Here is a 19,627-nt window from a genome sequence, read left to right as displayed (position 1 = left end):
GGGGGTCACTTCCCGGAGAGCAGATCGAGGCCGCCGCGGCGGCCGAACAGGCGCGGGATGGCGAGCGCGAAGACGATGAGTCCGATGGATCCGACGAGCATCAGGGTGCCGACGGCGTTGATGGTCGGCTGGACGCCGAACCTGATCGCCGAGTAGATGCGGACGGACAGCGGCTGCGGGTCGACGCCGGTGGTGAAGTAGGCGAGGACGAAGTCGTCGAAGACCAGGGCGAAGATCAGCACCCCGGAGGCGAGGATGCTGGGGAGCAGGGCGGGCAGGGTCACCAGGCGCAGGGCCTGCCGGCGGGTGGCGCCGAGGTCCATCGCGGCCTCCTCGACCTCGGGGTTGAGGGCGGCGATGCGGGAGCGCAGGATGACCGTCACGTAGGAGATGGAGAAGGTGATCTCGGCGAGCATCACGGTGCCGGTGGACAGCGTGATGCCGAGGCCCTTGAAGAGCAGCATCGCCGCGACGCCCGTGACGATCTCCGGGGTGATCAGCGGGACGAGCATGACCAGGCCGGCGAAGGAGCCGAGGCGGCTCCGGTTGCGGACGAGGCCCAGGGCCAGGGCCACGCCGAGGACGAGCGAGCCGGCCATGGCGACGAGGGACACGCGCAGGCTCATGCCGAGCGAGTCGAGGAGTACGTCGTCGTGGAGGAACGTCGTGTACCAGCGGAGGCTGACGCCCTCGAACACGGTGAGGGACTTCTGGGAGTTGAAGGAGAAGAGGATGACGACGCCGACGGGGAGGTAGAGCAGGGCGAAGAAGAGCGCGGTGACGGCGATGGCGAAACGGGGCTTGCGGTCGGCGCCGCGGCGGGGGCGACGGGGTCGCGGGGGGCTGGGCCGCGGTCCGGCGGGCCCGTGCGGCCCGGCCGTGCCGTCGGGGCGGGGGGCGGTGTCCGCGGTCGTGCCGCGCGGCGCGGGGAGGGCCGTACGGGAAGCCCGGGGCCCGGGTCGGAGGGTCATCGGGCCGCCTCCGCCTCGTCCTTGCGGGTGCGCCGCAGGTAGCCGAGCATCCCGAGCAGGAGGACGGCCATCAGCAGCATGGTCAGGGCGGAGCCGAGCGGCCAGTTCTGGCCCTGGAAGAACTTGTCCTGGATCAGGTTGCCGATCATGATCTGGTCGGGGCCTCCCATGAGCTGGGCGCTGACGAAGTCGCCCATGGCGGGCAGGAAGACGAGGACGCAGCCGGCGGCCGCGCCCTGCCGGGTGGCGGGGACGGTGACGAAGAGGAAGGTCCGCAAGGGGCCGCCGTAGAGGTCGCGGCCGGCCTCGATCAGCGAGGTGTCCATGCGTTCCATGGCCGCGTACAGCGGGATGACCATGAAGACGACGAAGCCGTAGACGAGTCCGGCGATCACGCCCGGGCCGGTCTGCAGGATCCTGGTGTCGTCGCCGGCGATCCCGATCGCCCGCAGGGCCCTGAGCAGCGGCCCGTCGTCGGAGAGGACCACGGACCAGCCGTACATCCGTACCAGGTAGTTGGCGAAGAACGGCACGACGATCGCGGCGATCAGCAGGTTCTTGAAGCGTCCGCCGTGCAGGGCGATGGCGTACGCGACCGGGTAGGAGACGGCCAGGCAGATGAGGCAGGTGATCAGCGCGTAGCCGAGGGAGCGCAGCAGGACGGTGCGGTAGGCCGGGTCCGCCAGTGCGGCGAAGTTCTCGGTGTTGAATCCGAAGCGCGGGTTTCCGAGGGGGTCGGTGGTACCGAAGGCGAGGGTGGCCACCAGGAGGAGGGAGGCGAGGAGGAAACCGGTCATCCAGAGGGTGCCGGGGAGCATGAGCCAGGTCCACAGCCGCGCCCCCGACGCGGCGGCCGTTCCTCCGCGCGGGCGGGCGGCGGGGCCGGATCGATCGCGTCGCACCATGTCAGCCGGCCTTCACGTCGGTCCAGGCGGCGTCGCGGCGCTGTTCGGCCTCCGCGGTGCCGTTGCGGAAGTAGCGGTCGTCCTTGAGGTCCTGTGCGGTGACCTGGCACTGGGGGAAGGGTTCGACGAGGGCGGTGTACGTGTCCTCGCTGCCGCGGACCGGCATGGGGTAGCCGATGTACTCGACGTTCTTCTTCACGTTCTCCGGGCGGAGCATGTAGTCGATGAAGAGCATGGCGGTGCCGGGGTGCTGGGCGTTGGCGGGGATGGCGTAGCAGTCGGAGTTGACGGGGGCGCCCTCGCGGGCGACCTCGAAGCCGAAGACGGTGGGGTCCTCCGCCTGGGCGAGCATGGCGGCCATGTCCCCGCTCCAGGCCTGGGTCATGTCGGCGTTGCCGTTGAGCAGGTTGTTGTAGCTGTCGCTGGAGAAGCCGCGCAGGCGGGGGCGGAGCGAGCGCAGGGTGTCGGTGACGCGTGCGAGGTCGCCCGCATCGCCGGTGGTGAGGTCGAGGCCGAGCTTGAGGGCTCCCATGCCGAGCACCTCGTCGCGGTCGTCGAGGACGAAGACCTTGCCCTTGGCCTGGGCGTTCCACAGGTCGTCCCAGGACCCGGTGAGGTCGCCGAGCCGGTCCCGGCGCCAGCCGATGCCGGTCTTGAACATGGTGAAGGGGACGGTGTGGGCGGAGCCGGGGTCGTACCAGGGGTCGGCGAAGTAGTCGTAGCCGCCGAACACGGCCTCGGCGTTCTTCAGCCGGCTGTGGTCGATCGTACGCAGTCTGCCGCCGGCGGCCAGGCGCTGTGACCACTTGGCGGTGGGGAAGATGATGTCGTAGCGGTTGCCCGCGTTGAGCTTGGCGGCCATGCCTTCCATCGAGTCGAAGTTCGACTGGACGACCTTGACGCCGTACTCCTTCTCGAATCCTTCGAAGACGGCCGGATCGACGAAGTCGGCCCAGTTGAAATAGACCAGGTCGCCGTCGACCTTGACGTCGATCGGCTCCTGACCGGCGGCTTCGCCGGCCGGGTCGGTGCCGGAGGCGAATCCGCAGCCGGCGGCGGCGAGGCCGAGGGCCGTGGCGGTGCCGGCGCGGAGGAAGGAGCGTCTGGACAGGTGGAGTGCCTCGGGGGACATGGGGGTCCTCTCCGTAGGGGGCCTCGGGGGGGGATGGGGGGCGCCGGTGTGGTGACGGGGGGGCGGCGCGGACGCGTGACGCTGTGCAACGGGTAGTGCGGGTGGAGGCGGTCGTACGGTGGTGCGGCCTGCGCGGTTCTACGGTGGGACGGCCAGCGCGGTCGTGCGGTGGGGCTCGCGCGGTCGTCCGGTGGGGCTCGCGCGGCGGGCCTTCGGCGGAGCGGCTCACTGGCCGGCGGCGTCGAGGTCCGCCCGGATGCGGCCGGCGAACCAGCCGACGGCCGACTCGCGGCGGGACAGGGGCCCGGGCTCGAAGCCCGGGGTGGAGAGCCCCTTCTGGACGCGGGCGACCAGTTCGGCGTCCTCGTCGTTGGTGATCCAGCCGATGTGGATGTTCAGGCGCCGGGCGAGCCGGGTGCGCAGCCCGGTGCCGCGCCGGGTGTAGAAGGCGCCGGGTACGGCCACCCGGTCCACCGCCGTCGGGATCGCGGTCCAGGCCAGCACGTGGTCGGGGTAGAAGTCGATGAGGGTGTTGGGGTAGATCACCGCGTACCGCCAGACCCGCCGGTCGGCCTCGGCGAGGCCGGGCATGGGGGCGGCGATGCGCTGGTAGAGGCGTTCGGCCCAGTTCGAGGACGGCTTGTCGCGCAGGGGTGAGGCGAACAGTGCGTAGGAGTCCTCGATCTCGCAGGTGTAGCCCTGGTAGTCGAGCAGCCGCATCAGCCCGGGATGGGCCACCGGGACGTGGTAGCCCTCCAGGTAGTTGTCGACCGCCACCTTCCAGTTGGCCTGCTGCACCTCGGCGCCGGCCATGTCGTGGATGCGGCTGCGGCCGACGGGCACCAGATCGGCTCCGGCGTAGTGGCCGACCGCTTCGGCGAGCCCGGCGCACTGCTCCGCCAGGGGGACGGCGTCGGGGTCGAGGTTGACGAAGACGAAGCCGAGGAAGGATTCGACGCGGGCGGGGAACAGGCCGAGCCCGGGCTTGTCGAGGCAGGGGATCTGCCGGGCCTCCGGGGCGCCGACCAGGCTGCCGTCGAGGCGGTAGGTCCAGCCGTGGTAGGGGCAGCGGATGGCCTTGCCCGCCGGTTCGGGGGTGGTGACCAGTCGTGTTCCGCGGTGGCGGCACACGTTGAGGTGGGCGGCCAGGCCTCCGTCCTCGGTGCGGACGACGAGGACCTCGCGGTCGGCGACCGTGGCGGCGAGCCGGGCTCCCGGGCCGGGCAGGTCGGACTCGTGGCAGACGAGCTGCCAGGACTTGGCGAAGACCTGCCGTGTCTCGGCGGCGGCCGTGACGGGGTCGGTGTAGTAGCGGGCTGCCAGTGCGGGCCCGGGGGCGTCCTGGACCGGCTGCTGGTCGGCGGGGGTTTTTTCGGGGGCTCTGGAGTGCATCGGGTGACTCCTCCGTGCCGGCTGTGCGGCGATCGGTTCGGCGTCCGGTTCAGAGATCGACGGCGTGACGACCCGGTGGCGGGCAGCCGGACGCGGCGGGCGCCGCAACCTTGCTGACCGATTGGGCAGTCAGATTGCTGGCTGATTTCCGCCGGGTCAAGACTTGTACGCTGACCGATCGGTCAGCTAGCGTAATTCTCGTCGCTGCACCGGTGTTCCTCCACTTCTGGGCCTTTTGTCGGGCCGGATGCAGCCCCGCCCCCCGGGCACCCGCCCGGGCCGCACCCCCTCCCTCTCCCTCGCTCCCCGCCGCACGCCACCGACTCCCCGGTGTCACCGCGGCGAGCCCCGGGCATCCCCGCTCCCCCGCCCTCGGCTCCCGTCACCGTCCCGGACCCGGCCCACCCCGGACGGTCACGGAACTCCCCCTCCCCCTCCACCCACCCCTCCCGGAGGCACGCATGAGCGGTCGGCGTCTGGACTGGCTCGGGCTCACCCCCGAACCCGAGCGGGAACTGCCCGCGGCGGTCGCTGCCCTGCGCGCCTCCTCGCACCACCCGCCCGAGGCACCCACGGCACCCGCCGAACTGGCGGCCGCCGAGCGGCGCCGCGTGGAGCGCCTGGTCCTGCGGGGCAGTCGGCACAGCTGGCTGCGCTACCTGGCCGAGGTCACCGAGCTGGTGACCGCCGTGGCCGCTGGCGCGGGGCAGGGGCCGGGACAGGGGCCGGAGCCGGGCGACCGCTCGGCCGCCCTGCTCGCCGCCGAGGTGGTCCTCGACCACCACCGCATGCTCATCGGCCTCCCGGGACCGGGATACGGCCGCACCGCCAGGGACCGTGCCGCGCTGGAAAGCGCCGTGCGGACCCTGCGGACCACTGCCCGGACAGGAGAAAGCCGATGACCACGATCCGCCGGCCGGCGCAGCCGCCACCGCACTCCGTACTCGGAGCGTCACCCCACGCGGCCGAAAGCGCCGAGGCCTACCGCGCCGCCGGTGGCTACGCCGGCCACGCCACCGGCCCGGACGAGCTGCTGCACCACCTCGCCGCATCCGGTCTGCGCGGCCGGGGCGGGGCCGGCTTCCCGGTCGCCGTCAAACTGCGCTCCGTACGGGACCGCGGCGGCCGCCCGGTGGTGGTGGCGAACGGCGAGGAGGGCGAACCGGGTTCGGTCAAGGACCGCTGGCTGCTGCGGGCCCGGCCCCACCTGGTCCTCGACGGCCTCGCCCGCGCCGCCGCCGTCACCGGCGCCGTTCGCGGCTACGTCTACCTCTCGGACCCGGAAGCGGGCGCACGCGTCCGCCGGGCCCTGGCCGAACGGGCGCCGGGCCTGCCCGTCGAGGTCGTCGAGACCGCCCACACCTACGTCGCCGGCGAGGAGAGCGCGGTCGTCCGCCGGATCGACGGCGGACCGGCGCTGCCCACCGCCAAGCCGCCCCGCCCCTTCGAGCGGGGGGTCGGCGGCGCACCGACCCTGGTCTCCAACGTCGAGACCCTCGCCCGGATCGCCCTCACCGCCGCCCGCCCCGACCTCCGGGACCGGATCGCCGACTCCACCCTGGTCACCCTGTCCGGCGGGCCCGCCGCCCCGGTCCTCACCGAGGTCCCGTTCGGCACGCCGCTGCGCACCCTGGCGTCCCTGCTCGGCGCCCCCGAAGCCACCGGTGCGCTGATGGGCGGACTGTTCGGCGGGCTCGTCGACTCCGCCGCCGTGGACCGCCTCCCGCTCGAACCCGGCGCGCTCGCCGCCGCCGGTACCGCACTGGGCTGCGGGGCGATCCGTTTCCTGTCCCCCGGCACCTGCCCGGTGACCGCCGCCGCCGACGCGGCCGGCCACCTCGCGGCGGAGAGCGCCCGCCAGTGCGGGGTCTGCGTCTCCGGGACCAGGGCCGTCGGCGACGCTCTGTACGCCCTCGCCGCCGGGACGGCCAGGCCAGACACCGCCGACAGCCTGCAGCGCTGGTCGCAGGGGCTGCCGGGGCGCGGCGCCTGCGGCCTGCTCGACGCCGCCGCGGGCATTGCGGGCAGCCTGCTCCGCGCCTTCCCCCGGCTCGTCCGCTCCCATCTCGCCGCGCCGTGCCCGGTGTGCGCGGCCACGGCGCCCGCGGACGGCCGCCGACGCCTCACGGTGTCCGTGCCCACGGTGGCCCCGTCCACCGCGGCACCGTCCACCGCGGCACCATCCGCCACGGCCGTGCCGAAGGGCGCCGCCCTCCCCACCCCGTTGCCCGCCCTGAAAGGAACACCGTGAAACTCCTGCTGGACTCCACCCGCTGCCAGGGCTACGGGCTGTGCCAGGAACACGCACCCGAGCTGGTCGAACTCGACGAATGGGGCTACGCGAAGGTCATCGCCGTCGCGGTCCCGTCCGGTACCGAGGAAGCGGCGCGCGCCTGCGCCGAGAGCTGCCCCAACTCCGCCCTCCGAGTGGAGAAGTGACATGGGACGCGATCTGACCGCCCTCTTCGACCCCCGCTCCGTCGCCGTGGTCGGAGCCAGCGACGACCCGGCCAAGTATGGGCACGCCGTGGCCTCCCAGGCGCTGCGCGCCGACGGACGGAGGCGGCCCGTGCACCTGGTGAACCGGCGCGGGGGCACCGTCCTCGGCAGACCGGCCGCCCCGTCCCTCTCCGCGATCGGCGAACCCGTCGAGCTGGTGGTGATCTCCGTCCCCGGCAACGGCTTCGAGGCCGCCGTCGACGACGCCCTGGCCTGCGGGACGAAGGCGATCGTCGGCATCACGGCGGGCTTCGCCGAGGCCGGCCCGGCGGGACTGGCCCGCCAGCGCGCGGTCGTCGCCCGCGTCCGGGAAGCCGGAGCCGTCCTCGTCGGACCCAACTGCCTGGGCATCGCCGACAACACGACCGAGCTCTACCTCGCCTCGGACCGCTTCGCACCCGGCGGTGTCGCCCTGCTGAGCCAGAGCGGCAACCTCGCCCTCGAACTCCAGCTCCGCGGCGCCCCGCACGGTCTGGGATTCTCCCGGTTCGTCTCGCTCGGCAACCAGGCCGACGTGACCCTCGTCGACCTCGTCGAGGACTGCGCCCGCCACGAGGCCACCACGGCGATCGCCGTGTACGCCGAGGACTTCGGCGACGGCAGGGCCTTCGCCCGGGCCGCCGCCGCGGCCGGCAAGCCCGTGGTCCTGCTCACCGCCGGACGGGGCACCGCCTCCGCGCGCAGCGCCCAGTCGCACACCGGGGCGCTCACCACCTCGGCCGACGTGGTGGCTGCCGCCTGCCGTGACGCGGGCGTGGAACTGGTGCGCACGCCGAGGGAGATGACGGTCGTCCTGGCCGCCCTGGGCGCCCGGCCGGGCCACCCCCGTACGAAGGGACGCGCGAGCGGCGTCCGGACCGCGGTCTTCACCGACGGCGGCGGCCACGGCGCCATCGCCGCCGACGCCGCGGAGGACGCGGGACTCGACGTGCCGGAACTGGGCGCGGCCACGCAGACACGGCTGCGGACCGTGCTGTGGCAGCAGTCCGCGGTCGGCAACCCGGTCGACCTGGCCGGCATGGGCGAGCAGCAGCCCCTCTCGTACGCGGACACGGTCGCGGAGCTCCTCTCCGCCGACGAGGTCGACGCCGTCCTGATGACGGGCTACTTCGGCGGCTACGCCGCCTCGGACGGCGGCCTCGGCGGCGGACCGGCCGGCGGCTCCGTCCTCGCGGAGGGCGAGACGCTGGCCGCGGAGAAGATCGTCACGCACCTCGCGGCAGCACCGAAGCCGCTGGTCGTGCAGTCGATGTATCCGCAGTCGCCGAGCTGCCGGGTGCTGGCCGGAGCCGGGGTGCCGGTGTTCGCCGCCACCGAGGACGCGGCCCGCGCGCTGTCGGCGATGACCGGCCGGGCGGGCGGCGACGCACGGGAGCTCCCGGAGTTCCCCGCCCTGCCGGCTCCGGCCGCGCCCCTGCGGGACGCCGGATACCACGGGGTGCGTACGCTGCTCGGCGCCGCCGGGGTGCCGTTCCCGGCCGCGCGCGAGATCACCGACGAGGCCGGACTGCTGGCCGCGGCCGCGGAGTTCGAGGGCCCGTACGTGCTCAAGGCCCTGCACCTCCTGCACAAGTCGGACGCGGGGGGCGTCGCGCTGCGGCTGGCCGACCGCGAGGCCCTGCTCGCCGCGTACCGGGAGATGCACGCCCGGCTCGGCGCGCCCGCCTACTCGGTCGAGGCGATGGCCGACCTCTCCGACGGCGTCGAGCTGATCGTGGGCGTGAACCACGATCCGCGGTTCGGGCCGGTGGCCATGGTCGGTCTCGGGGGCGTCCTCACCGAGACCCTGCGCGACGTGGCCTTCGCGCTGGCGCCCGTACCGGCAGGGCGGGCCGAGGCCCTGCTGCGCGGGCTGCGGACCGCTGCGCTGCTGGACGGCGTCCGCGGCAAGCCGGCCGTGGACGTGGCCGCCGCGGCCGCCGTGATCGAACGCATCACCACGGTGGCCGCGGCCCATCCGGAGATCGCCGAGCTGGAGGTCAACCCCCTGCTGGTACGCCCGGACGGCGCCCTGGCCCTGGACGCCCGGGCCGTCCTCGGCTGACCCCGGCCGATCCCCGCTTTCCCGCTTCCCCCTCCCCCACCTCATCCCTTCCATCGGAGGACACCGCACCATGGACTTCCGCTACACCCCCGAGCAGGCCGACCTGAAGGCCCGCGCCGCCGCCTACGCCCGGCTCCTGATGCGGTACGAGGACCGGTCCGAGGAGGCCGGCGGCCCGCTGCCGGCCGACACGGTCCGCGAACTGACCCGCGCCGCCATGGACGCCGGCGTCTACGCGATCAACATGCCCGCCGCCTGGGGCGGCGCCGGCCTGTCCCTGCTGGACCAGGTCATCGTCGAGGAGGAGTTCGGCAAGGTCACCAACTGCCTCTGGGACATCCCCTGGCGGCCCGCGAACGTCCTCGCGTACGGCACCGAGGCGCAGCGGGAGAAGTACCTCCTCCCCGTCATCCGGGGCGAGCGGTTCGACGCGTTCGCGGTCACCGAGCCCGGTGCGGGCTCCGACCCCGGCTCGGGCACGAGCACCGCGACCCGGACCGATGGCGGCTGGCTGCTGAACGGCGAGAAGTGGTTCGTCACCTGCGGCGACATCGCCGACTTCCTGCTGGTCCAGGCGGATGCGGGCCCGGAGCGGGCCGCGACCCTGTTCTTCGTCGACAAGCACGCACCCGGTGTCGAGATGACGCGGGTCCCGCGCTTCATGCACTCCGCGGTGAACGGGCACCCCGAGTTCACCTTCACCGACGTGTTCGTCGCCGACGAGGACGTGCTCGGCGGTGTCGGCAACGGGTACGAGCTGACCAAGGAGTGGTTCACGGACGAGCGGCTGATGATCGCCGCCCGCACCGTCGGCGCCGCCGAGCGGGCGCTGGAGCTGGCCCGCGACTGGGCAGTGCAGCGCCGCCAGTTCGGCTCCCCCATCGCCGACTTCCAGCTGATCCAGGGCATGCTCGCCGACTGCGCCGTCGACATCGCCGTCAACCGCGCCTACACCCACCAGGTCGCCTGGGAAGCCGACCAGCCGCACACCGACCGCAAGACCCTGCACGCCAAGGCGTCGACGGCGAAGCTCGCGGCGAGCGAGGCCGCCGGCCGGGTCGTCGACCGGTGCGTGCAGATCTTCGGCGGCCGCGGCTACGACCGCTCATACCCGGTCGAGCGCATGTACCGGGAACTGCGCGTCGACCGCATCTGGGAGGGCACCTCCGAGATCCAGCGCCTGATCATCGCCAACGAGCTGATCAAGCGCGGCACCCGGGCCCTCGCCCTGCCCGCCTCCTGACCCCTCCTGCCGTCACCTGCCCCCGTACCGCACCCGCGATCACAAGGAACACAGACATGGACTTCCGTCTCACCGCCCGTCAGGAAGAGCTCAGGGACTCGGCGCGCGCCCTCACCGAGTTCATCATGAAGTACGAGCTCGACTGCGAGGAGAACAACGGACTGCCCCCGCAGGCCCACACCGAGATCCGCGACGCCGTCCTCGACAGCGGCCTGCAGGCCGTCAACATGCCGGCGCAGTGGGGCGGCGCCGGCCTCACGATCCTGGAGCAGGTCACGGTCCAGGCGGAGCTCGGGCGGCTCACCGGCGCCCTGTGGGACATGGTGTGGCGTCCCGCCAACGCACTGTCCTTCTGCACGCCCGAGCAGCGCGAGCGGTACCTCGTCCCCGTGATCCGGGGACGGCGCCGCGACTGCTACGCGGTGAGCGAGCCCGAGGCCGGCTCCGACCCGCAGAGCCTGAAGACCACGGCGACGCGGACCGCGGACGGCTGGGTGCTGAACGGCGAGAAGTGGTTCGTCACCGTCGGCGACCACGCCGACTTCATGATCGTGCTCGCCGCCGCCGGCGAGGAGGGGGCGCCGACCCTGTTCCTCGTCGACAAGGACACCCCCGGCATCGAGATGACCCGGGTGCCCCGCTGGATGCACACCTTCGTCTACGAGCACCCCGAGTTCACCTTCACCGATGTCCACGTCCCGGCGGACGCCGTGCTCGGGGAGGTGGGCAACGGCTACGACATCACCCGTTCCTGGTTCACCGAGGAGCGGCTGATGATCGCCGCCCGGACGATCGGGGCGGCCGAGCGCGCCCTGGAGCTGGCCCGCGACTGGGCCGTGGAGCGCCGCCAGTTCGGCTCGCCCATCGCCGACTTCCAGCTGATCCAGGGCATGCTCGCCGACTGCGCCGTCGACATCGCCGTCAACCGCGCCTACACCCACCAGGTCGCCTGGGAGGTCGACGAGGGCGGGATCGACCGCAAGACGCTGCACGCCAAGGCGGCCATCGCCAAGCTGTCGGCGAGCGAGGCGTCCGGCCGGGTCATCGACCGGTGCCTGCAGATCTTCGGCGGCCGCGGCTACGACTGCTCTTACCCGGTCGAGCGGCTCTACCGCGAACTGCGCGTCGACCGCATCTGGGAGGGCACCTCCGAGATCCAGCGCCTGATCGTCGCGGGTGAACTGGTCAAGCGCGGCACGGGCGTTCTGCAGCTGCCGGTGACCCGGTGACCGACGCGGAGCGCGTCGGGGTCGTGGGCTGCGGGCTGATGGGATCCGGCATCGCCGAGGTCTGCGCCCGCGCCGGGCGGGACGTCGTGGTGGTGGAGACGGACCGGGCCGCGGCGGACGCCGGCCTGGAGCGGATCGGGCGCTCCCTGGCCCGGGCCGAGGCGGCCGGGAAGCTGACCGCCGCCGACCGGGACGCGGCGACCGGCCGGATCACGCTGACCACGGACATGTCCCTGCTGGCGGACCGGGACCTGGTCGTCGAGGCGGTGGCCGAGGACGAACGGGCCAAGCTGGAGGTGTTCGCCCGGCTGGACCGGGTGGTGGAGCGCCGGGACGCCGTGCTGGCGACGAACACCTCCTCCATCCCGGTCATCCGGCTGGCCGCCGCCACCTCGCGGCCCGCGCAGGTCGTCGGCCTCCACTTCTTCAACCCCGTTCCGGTGCTCCCCCTGGTGGAGCTGGTGCCCTCCCTGCTCACCGGCGAGGAAACCGTGCAGCGCGCACGGGAGTTCGCCTCCGGGGTGCTGGGCAAACGAGTCGTCCGCGCCCAGGACCGGGCCGGCTTCGTCGTGAACGCGCTCCTCGTGCCGTACCTGCTCGCCGCGGTGCGGATGGCCGAGTCCGGGATCGCCTCGGCCGAGGACATCGACCAGGGGATGACCCTCGGCTGCGCCCACCCGCTGGGACCGCTGGCCCTGGCCGACCTCATCGGGCTGGACACCGTCCAGGCCATCTCCCGGTCGATGTACGCGGAGTACCGGGAGCCGCTCTACGCCCCGCCGCCGCTGCTGGCCCGGATGGTGGACGCGGGCCTGCTCGGCCGCAAGACGGGCCGGGGCTTCCACACCTATTCCTGACCCCGTCCCCGACTCCGTTCCCGGCCGCTGTGGTCCAACGGCCGGGGGCCGGGGGCCCGATGCGGGAGGATGGTGGTCCGGCGGCCCGGCCGCCGGACCTTCACCCACCACCCGCGCCATCTCCACCCGCTCAACCAACCACCCACCCACTGACCCAATGGGCGCCGACACGGGGAGCAGCCAACGTGACCAAGGCCGAGCGCGCACTCGAGACACGGGAACGCATCCTCACGGCCGCGTGCGAGGTGATCGCCGACATCGGTTTCGAGTACGTCAGCATGCGCAAGGTCGCCGAGCACGCCGGCGTCTCGAAGGCCCTGCTGCACTACCACTTCGACACCCGCGAGAAGCTCTTCGCCGAGGCGATGACGCACTCCTTCGCCCGGACCGGCACGGACACCGGCAGCGACACCGGTACGGACCCGGCCGCGGTCGTCCTGGCCCGCATCGTGCGCAGCATGCTGCCGACGGACGAGGAGCTCCGGCAGGACTGGAAGCTCTGGCAGGAGCTGTGGGTGCGCGCGCTGCGCGACGGCACGGCCCGCACCCTGGCCGTCGACCTGTACGACCAGCTGCACGCGTGGGTCACCGGGACCGTGGAACGGGGCATCTCCTCCGGCGAGTTCACCGACTGCGACGTCGCCGCACTCGGCACGCTGGTGCTGGCCCTGTGCGACGGCCTCGGCATCCGCCTGATGCTGGACGACCCCCGGGTCGACCTCGCGACGGCCCAGTCGACGATCTGGCGGGCCATCGCGCCCGCGCTCGGGATCGCCCCGGTGTTCCCGGAGGTCTGACGGCGCCGGCCGGCGGATTGTTCGGGGAATGTACGGGTGGCGGCGCGCCCGCCGGAACGCCGGGTCGATGGGGTTAGCATCGACGGTGTTTCCGCACGTGAGAGGCAGTGATGACGGGTTCGGAGTCCAAGGGCCTCGTGCTGATCGTCGAGGACGAGCGCCACATCTCCGATGTGCAGAGGCTCTACCTGTCGCGCGAGGGCTTCGGTGTCCACGTGGAGGCCGACGGGAGCGCCGGGCTCGCGGCCGCGCGGCGGATGCACCCGGTGGCCATCGTGCTGGACATCGGCCTGCCGGGCATGGACGGCATCGCCTTCTGCCGTGCCCTGCGGGACGCGGGCGACTGGACGCCGGTGCTGCTGGTCACCGCGCGCGGTGAGGAGGCCGACCGGATCCTCGGTCTGGAGCTGGGCGCCGACGACTACCTGACCAAGCCGTTCTCGCCGCGCGAGCTGGTCGCACGGGTCAAGACGGTTCTGCGCCGGGCGGCGGGTCCGCCCGCACAGCCGGCGGAGAGCCTCGGCGGGCTCAGCGTGGACCCGGTCAGCCGGACCGTGCGCCGCGACGGTGAGCCGGTCGAGCTCACCGCCACCGAGTTCAACCTGCTCGCACACCTGCTCCGGCACGTGGGGCAGGTCTTCACCCGGGAGCAGCTGCTCGCCCAGGTGTGGGGCTACCCCGGCTACCGCGACACCCGGATGGTCGACGTCTTCGTCTCGCAGCTGCGCGCCAAGCTCGGCGACGCGAGCCCGATCCGTACGGTCCGGGGCGTCGGGTACAGCGCGATCGCTCCCCGCGCGTGAACCGCCCCCGCCCCGGCGCCCGTACGGGTACCGGTACCCGCGGCTCCCTCGCGCGCAACATCGTGGTGCTGAGCACCGTGGTGGCGGCGCTCGCCGTGGCACTCACCGGGCTGATCGCCTGGCAGACCGCCGCGCACGGCGCGGAGCAGCGCGAACGCGACCAGCTGACGCGTCAGGCGACGGTGCTCAGCCGCCTGCCGGCGCTGTCCGAGGCGCTCTTCACCGGCGCCCAGGTCCTGGCGGGGCCGAACGGCGTGCAGCTCGCGGTCATCGCCCCGGACGGCACGGTGAGCGGAACCGCCACCCCGGCCGTCGACCGGGCGTCGAAAGCAGCGCTGCTGGCAGGGAAGCCGGTGTCCACCACGGGCCTTCTCGGCGGTGAGGAGGTGCTGCTGGTGGGGCGGCCCGGTGTGCGGGGCGGCGCGGTCGTGCTGACCGAGCCGTACGCGGTCGTCAGTGAGAACACGAACCAGATCCGCCGCAACGTGGTCGTGCCGCTGATCGTCGGCATGCTCGGCGCAGCCCTGGCAGGGGCGCTGCTGGCCCGGCGCATCGCCCGTCCCCTCGTACGGGCCGCGCAGATCGCGCACCGGCTGGCCGACGGCGAGCGCGGTGTACCGGCCCCCGTCGACGGCCCCCGGGAGACCGCGGACATCGGGCGGGCCCTCAACGTCCTGGACGAGGCCCTGGCACACAGCGAGAACCGGCAGCAGGAGTTCCTGCTCTCCGTCTCGCACGACCTGCGCACCCCGCTGACCGCGCTGCAGGGTTACGCCGAGGCGCTCGCCGACGGCCTGATCGAGCCGGAGCGGGTGTCCGAGGTCGGCGGCGTCCTGGCCGACGAGACCCGGCGCCTGGACCGGTTCCTGGGGGACCTGCTGGACCTGGCCCGGCTGGAGGCGGACGACTTCCGTCTCGACATGGCCCCCGCCGACCTGGGCGCGGTCGTCGCCGAGGCCGCCGCCTTCTGGACCGGCCCCTGCGCCCGCCTCGGTGTCGGGCTCCGGCTGGAGCGGCCCGGGCGGCCCGTCGTCGTCGAGACGGACGCGTTCCGGGTCCGTCAGCTGATCGACGGCCTGGTCCAGAACGCCCTGCGGGTCACACCCGAGGGCGCGCCCCTGGTCCTCGCGGTCCGGGCGGCCCCCGACGGCGGGGCCGAACTGCAGGTCCGCGACGGCGGACCGGGCCTCACCGACGACGACGTGCGCATCGCCTTCGACCACGGCGCCCTCCACGAGCGCTACCGGGGCACCCGCCCGGTCGGCTCCGGGCTGGGGCTGACCATCGCCCACCGGCTGACCGGCCGCCTCGGGGGCGCCATCCGCGTCGACGGGCACGGACCGGAGGGCGGCGCCTGCTTCACCGTGACCCTTCCGCCGGGCCCCGGGAGCGCGTGAGCGGACACGGCCCTCGTCCCGGCGGTGCGCGGGCCGGGTGCGCGGGCGGGGGCAGCCGGTACAGGGGCGCCCGTACATTCCCCGAACAATGCGCCCACGGCCCCCTTACACGCCCCGTGCACCATCAGTCCCCATGAACACTTCATCGGCCGAGGGGCCGGGGCTCCTCCACCGGATCGGATGCTGGTGTGCCCGCCACGCCTGGCGGGTCGTCGCGCTGTGGATGGTGCTGCTGGCCGGCCTCGGGCTGGCCAACCACGCGTGGGGCGGCACCTTCGCGGACAGCTTCTCCCTGCCGGGTACCCCCACACAGACCGGATCCGACCTGCTCGGCGCCCACACCAGCGGCTCCGGCGGCACGGCCGCACCCATCGTGATCACCTCCGACCAGGGTTCGGTCACCGGGCACCGGGCCGCGATCGAATCGTCCGTGGACGCCCTGCGCCGGCTGCCGGACGTCCTCTCGGTGGCCGACCCGCTCACCACGCCCGGGGCGGTCTCCGCGAACGGCGACACAGCCCGGATCACCGTCCGCTTCGACGGCAACCCGGCGACCTTCGACGCCTCCTACCTCGCCGGGGTCGACAGCGCCGTCGAGCCGCTGCGCTCCGACCACGTCACCGTCGAGTACGGGGCTCCGCTCGGGCAGCTGGCCACGCCCAAGTCCGCCGACCACACCTCGGAGGCCATCGGCCTGGCCGTCGCCGTGCTCGTGCTGCTGATCGGCTTCGGCAGCGTCGCCGCCACCGGTCTGCCGCTGCTGACGGCCGTGCTCGGCCTGGCCGTCAGCCTGGCCGGTCTCGGACTGCTCGCCGGGACCTTCGACTTCGCCCAGGCGTCCCCGACCCTGGCCGCGATGATGGGCCTGGGTGTCGGGATCGACTACGCGCTGTTCCTGACCACCCGCTTCCGCGCCCTGCTGCAGGCGGGCACGGAGCCCGCCGAGGCGGTCGGGCGTACGGTCGCCACCAGCGGGCGGGCCGTGCTGGTGGCCGCCGCCACGGTCGCCATGGCACTGGGCGGGCTCTGCGTCTCCGGTGTGGGCTTCATCGGCACCCTCGGCGTCGCGGCCGGCATCAGTGTCGTCGTGGCCGCCGCCGCGACCGTCACGCTGACTCCCGCCCTGCTGGGGCTGCTCGGCAACCGCATCGACCGGCTCCACGTGCGCACGCCGGTCGCCGAACCCACCGGTGAGGGCGACGTCTGGCACCGCTGGGCCGTCCGGGTCAGCAGGCGCCCCTGGCTGTTCCTGGTCGGAGGCCTGCTCGTGCTCGGCATCCTGGCCGTCCCCGTCGCCTCCATGCAGCTCGGGCACGTCGACGCCGGAGCACAGTCCACCAGCAGGACCGACCGCCGGGCCTACGACCTGATCACCGAGGGCTTCGGCCCGGGCGCCAACGGCCCGCTCACGGTCGTGGCCCACCTCGACAGCCGGCAGGTCGCCGACGAGCACCGGCGCCAGGACCTCGCCGCCTCGCTGCAGCGCGAACTGGCCGCCGTACCGGGCGTCGCCTCCGTGACGCCCCCGGTGCCCAGCCCGGACAACGTCCTGCTCATCACCACGGTCACCCCCTCCACCGGCCCGCAGGACGGCGCCACCGCCGACCTGATCCACACCCTGCAGGACGAAACGGTGCCGCAGGCTCTGTCGGGCACCGGCGCCACGGGCTACGTCACCGGCACGGCCGCCGCCGCCCAGACCTTCACCGACACCCTCGCCGCCAAACTGCCGCTGATCATCGGTGTGGTCGTCGCCGCGGCCTTCCTGCTGCTGCTCACCGTCTTCCGCAGTCCCCTGATCGCGCTCAAGGCCGCCGTGCTCAACCTGTTCTCGATCGCCGCCGCGTACGGGGTGGTCGTCGCGGTCTTCCAGTGGGGCTGGGGCGGCGAGCTGTTCGGCGTCACCGAGACGGTGCCCGTCGAGTCCTACGTGCCGATGATGATGTTCGCGATCGTGTTCGGGCTCTCCATGGACTACGAGGTCTTCCTGCTCTCCCGGATCCGCGAGGCGTGGCTGCACCGGGAGGACAACCACCTGGCCGTCGCCACCGGCCTGGCCGCCACGGCCCGCGTCATCACCTGCGCGGCCCTGATCATGACCAGTGTCTTCCTGGCGTTCCTGCTCTCCACGAACGTCGCCGTCAAGATGCTCGCCCTCGGACTGGGCGTCAGCGTGATCATCGATGCCACGGTGGTCCGCCTGCTCCTGGTGCCCGCGTCCATGTACCTCTTCGGGCGGGCCAACTGGTGGCTCCCCGGCTGGCTGGACCGGCTCCTTCCGCATCTCGACCCGGAAGGGCCCCCTGCCGCACCCGCCCCGTCGGCCGTATCCGCCCCCACGCCCACGCCCCCGGCCCCGGCCGCTCAAGGAGAACGACGATGAAGCAGCGCCTGCCGAAGACCCGCGCAGTCCTGCGCCGCCACCTCGTCCTCACCGTCACGACCGCCGTGGTCCTGCTGGCCGTCGTCGCCACGGGCGCGGCCGAGTTCGCCGCCCGCTCCGTGATCCGGAACCACGTCACGAAGGCGGCACCCGGCCTCGGGGAGGACGTGACGGTCGGTGTGTCCGGTGACTGGGCCCTGTGGGACCTGGCGCACGGGAGCATTCCCCGGCTCGACGTCAGCAGCGACGACGCCCGGGTCGGGCGCCTCCCGCAGGTACGAGTCCGCGCGCGGCTCGACGACGTCCGGCTCGGCGACGGGGCCGCCGTCGGCGCTGCGCACGTCCAGGTGACCGCCTCCACGCAGTCCCTGGCCACCGCGATCCGGACCGCGGTGCCGGCCGTGCCGGTGTCCGCGGTCACCACCGATCCGGCGCGGGGAACCGTACTCGCTGCCGTGGGCCCCGGCGGCGCCGGACAGCTGACGCTGCGTCCCGTACTCGCGGACGGCAAGGTCACCCTCGCCGTCGACGGGCTCACCGTGTTCGGCCGATCGGTGCCGACCAGCCGGCTCGGCATGGGCGAAGGCGGTTTCGGAGCGGAGCCGGGTGCGCCTAAGGAGTACCCGCTCGGCCTCAAAGCCACGTCCGTACGCGTCCGGCCGGACGGCCTCGACGTCGTCCTGAAGGGCGGCCCCGCCCCCCTGGCGGGTGCCTGACACCGACGGGACGGGGAGTCGGCCCGCGCGCCCGCTCGCGTACGGGGCACGGGAGGGAATCCTGGGGCGAGAACCGCGAGACCGCGAGACCGCGAGACCGCGAGACCGCGAGACCGCGAGATCGCGAGATCGCGAGATCGCGAGAACCCTACGGACCCCACGGACCCTGGAGCGCTGATGCGCACATGAGCCACGACCCCGCTGACGTCCCCGGCCCCCCGCCGGCCGCCGCCCCCGGCAACGGGCCCGCCGTCTCCCGCCAGGAGTTCGACGCGCTCTTCGCCCGGGTCCGCACGTGGGGCCGGTGGGCCGCGGCCGACCGCGGCGCCTGGAACCGGGTGACGGCGGACCACGTGCGGCGGGCCGCCGCCCTGGTCCGGACCGGGACGGTCGTCCCGACGGCCCGGCCCTGGGACACCCGGCCCGGTCCGGACAACGCGAAGCCGGCCCTGCACTACATGTCCGACCTCGGCGACGTGGAGGCTCCGGAGCCCTCCGTCTACAAGGACTTTCTGGCCGTGGACTACCACGGCAAGGGCGTCAGCCACCTCGACGCGCTGTCACACGTCGCCTACCGGGGGCACCTGTACGACGGCCGGGCGGCGCGCGAGTGCATCGATGCGGCGGGTGCCCGCTTCGGCGCGGTGTCGGCGCTCGGCCCGCTGGTGACCAGGGGTGTGCTGATCGACCTGCCCGCCGTCCTCGGGGTCCCCTGGCTCGATCCCGGGCGCGCGGTGCACGCGCGGGACCTCGTCGCCGCCGAGGAGGCGCTCGGGGTGACGATCGGGGACGGCGACGCCGTGCTGCTGCGCTCCGGCGCCTTCCGCCGCCGCCGGGAATCCGGCCCGTGGGACCCCGGCGGGGCGAGCGCGGGCTGGCACGTGGACGCCCTGCCGCTGCTGGCCGAGCGCGGCATCGCCCTGCTCGGGGGCGACGGGGACAGCGACGTACGGCCCTCGCCGGTCGAGGGGCTGCACTCCCCCGTGCACACCCTCGCCGTGACCGCGATGGGGGTGCCGCTGCTGGACAACCTCGATCTGGAACCCCTCTCCGCCGCCTGCGCCGAGGCAGGCCGTTACGCGTTCATGCTCGTCGTGGCGCCGCTGAACGTGCCGGGCGGGACGGGTTCGCCCGTCAATCCGGTCGCGGTCCTGTGAGGGCGGGGCCCACCGCTCCGGCTGCGTGCACTCCCTCGTCTCCCCTGCTCATCCCAAAAATCTGAGGAATATACTCAAATCTGATGATTCAGGGCATTGCTG

17 protein-coding genes are annotated in these 19,627 nt (G+C 73.5%); 13 read left to right on the top strand and 4 right to left on the bottom strand.

Annotated elements, in window-relative coordinates; translation table 11 throughout:
- Window positions 1–5: 5 nt before the first annotated feature.
- The 4 genes from OG472_RS39265 to OG472_RS39250 all read right to left on the bottom strand — a co-directional run bounded on the left by OG472_RS39265 (window position 6) and on the right by OG472_RS39250 (window position 4,400).
- On the bottom strand, window positions 6–971 hold the full coding sequence (locus OG472_RS39265) for an ABC transporter permease (RefSeq protein ID WP_401610547.1): 966 nt from the start codon (window positions 969–971) through the stop codon (window positions 6–8).
- Entirely contained in the window at window positions 968–1,876 is a 909-nt protein-coding gene (locus tag OG472_RS39260; protein ID WP_401610546.1) for an ABC transporter permease, read from the bottom strand. The genes OG472_RS39265 and OG472_RS39260 overlap by 4 nt, the downstream gene beginning before the upstream one ends.
- A gap of 1 nt (window position 1,877) precedes the next feature.
- On the bottom strand, window positions 1,878–3,008 hold the full coding sequence (locus tag OG472_RS39255) for a spermidine/putrescine ABC transporter substrate-binding protein (RefSeq protein ID WP_405942794.1): 1,131 nt from the start codon (window positions 3,006–3,008) through the stop codon (window positions 1,878–1,880).
- Between the two features lie 225 nt (window positions 3,009–3,233).
- A complete protein-coding gene (locus OG472_RS39250; RefSeq protein WP_405942793.1) occupies window positions 3,234–4,400 on the bottom strand; it encodes an aromatic ring-hydroxylating dioxygenase subunit alpha in 1,167 nt (388 codons plus the stop codon).
- Window positions 4,401–4,861: 461 nt separating this feature from the next.
- Between OG472_RS39250 and OG472_RS39245 the strand changes: the two genes are divergently transcribed.
- The 13 genes from OG472_RS39245 to OG472_RS39185 all read left to right on the top strand — a co-directional run bounded on the left by OG472_RS39245 (window position 4,862) and on the right by OG472_RS39185 (window position 19,525).
- Window positions 4,862–5,302 carry a hypothetical protein gene (locus OG472_RS39245; protein WP_405942792.1) on the top strand — a complete coding sequence of 147 codons (441 nt, stop codon included), beginning with the start codon at window positions 4,862–4,864 and terminating at the stop codon, window positions 5,300–5,302.
- Window positions 5,299–6,651: an NADH-ubiquinone oxidoreductase-F iron-sulfur binding region domain-containing protein gene (locus OG472_RS39240; RefSeq protein WP_405942791.1), complete on the top strand. Its 1,353-nt coding sequence runs from the start codon at window positions 5,299–5,301 to the stop codon at window positions 6,649–6,651. The genes OG472_RS39245 and OG472_RS39240 overlap by 4 nt, the downstream gene beginning before the upstream one ends.
- A complete protein-coding gene (locus OG472_RS39235; RefSeq protein ID WP_401610538.1) occupies window positions 6,648–6,839 on the top strand; it encodes a ferredoxin in 192 nt (63 codons plus the stop codon). Before OG472_RS39240 ends, OG472_RS39235 begins: the two co-directional genes overlap by 4 nt.
- A gap of 1 nt (window position 6,840) precedes the next feature.
- A complete protein-coding gene (locus tag OG472_RS39230; RefSeq protein ID WP_405942790.1) occupies window positions 6,841–8,943 on the top strand; it encodes an acetate--CoA ligase family protein in 2,103 nt (700 codons plus the stop codon).
- Between the two features lie 70 nt (window positions 8,944–9,013).
- The gene (locus tag OG472_RS39225) at window positions 9,014–10,186 is read left to right on the top strand and encodes an acyl-CoA dehydrogenase family protein (protein WP_405833902.1); all 1,173 of its coding nucleotides are present in this window, start codon (window positions 9,014–9,016) and stop codon (window positions 10,184–10,186) included.
- Between the two features lie 56 nt (window positions 10,187–10,242).
- On the top strand, window positions 10,243–11,415 hold the full coding sequence (locus OG472_RS39220; protein WP_405942789.1) for an acyl-CoA dehydrogenase family protein: 1,173 nt from the start codon (window positions 10,243–10,245) through the stop codon (window positions 11,413–11,415).
- On the top strand, window positions 11,412–12,272 hold the full coding sequence (locus OG472_RS39215) for a 3-hydroxybutyryl-CoA dehydrogenase (protein ID WP_405942788.1): 861 nt from the start codon (window positions 11,412–11,414) through the stop codon (window positions 12,270–12,272). The genes OG472_RS39220 and OG472_RS39215 overlap by 4 nt, the downstream gene beginning before the upstream one ends.
- Before the next feature lie 185 nt (window positions 12,273–12,457).
- Window positions 12,458–13,069 (top strand): TetR/AcrR family transcriptional regulator, encoded by a 612-nt coding sequence (locus OG472_RS39210; RefSeq protein WP_401610530.1) that lies wholly within the window; start codon window positions 12,458–12,460, stop codon window positions 13,067–13,069.
- Between the two features lie 110 nt (window positions 13,070–13,179).
- The gene (locus tag OG472_RS39205; RefSeq protein WP_361756759.1) at window positions 13,180–13,872 is read left to right on the top strand and encodes a response regulator transcription factor; all 693 of its coding nucleotides are present in this window, start codon (window positions 13,180–13,182) and stop codon (window positions 13,870–13,872) included.
- Window positions 13,869–15,269: an ATP-binding protein gene (locus OG472_RS39200; RefSeq protein ID WP_405942787.1), complete on the top strand. Its 1,401-nt coding sequence runs from the start codon at window positions 13,869–13,871 to the stop codon at window positions 15,267–15,269. The genes OG472_RS39205 and OG472_RS39200 overlap by 4 nt, the downstream gene beginning before the upstream one ends.
- A gap of 133 nt (window positions 15,270–15,402) precedes the next feature.
- On the top strand, window positions 15,403–17,652 hold the full coding sequence (locus OG472_RS39195; protein ID WP_405942786.1) for an MMPL family transporter: 2,250 nt from the start codon (window positions 15,403–15,405) through the stop codon (window positions 17,650–17,652).
- Complete coding sequence (locus OG472_RS39190) at window positions 17,649–18,368, top strand: DUF2993 domain-containing protein (RefSeq protein ID WP_405942785.1); 720 nt, start codon at window positions 17,649–17,651, stop codon at window positions 18,366–18,368. Before OG472_RS39195 ends, OG472_RS39190 begins: the two co-directional genes overlap by 4 nt.
- A 185-nt stretch (window positions 18,369–18,553) precedes the next feature.
- Window positions 18,554–19,525 carry a cyclase family protein gene (locus OG472_RS39185; RefSeq protein ID WP_405833894.1) on the top strand — a complete coding sequence of 324 codons (972 nt, stop codon included), beginning with the start codon at window positions 18,554–18,556 and terminating at the stop codon, window positions 19,523–19,525.
- Window positions 19,526–19,627: the final 102 nt, after the last annotated feature.

It is taken from the genome of Streptomyces sp. NBC_00207, assembly GCF_045160965.1.
GTDB lineage: Bacteria > Actinomycetota > Actinomycetes > Streptomycetales > Streptomycetaceae > Streptomyces.
This window is presented reverse-complemented; position numbering and strand designations above follow the sequence as displayed.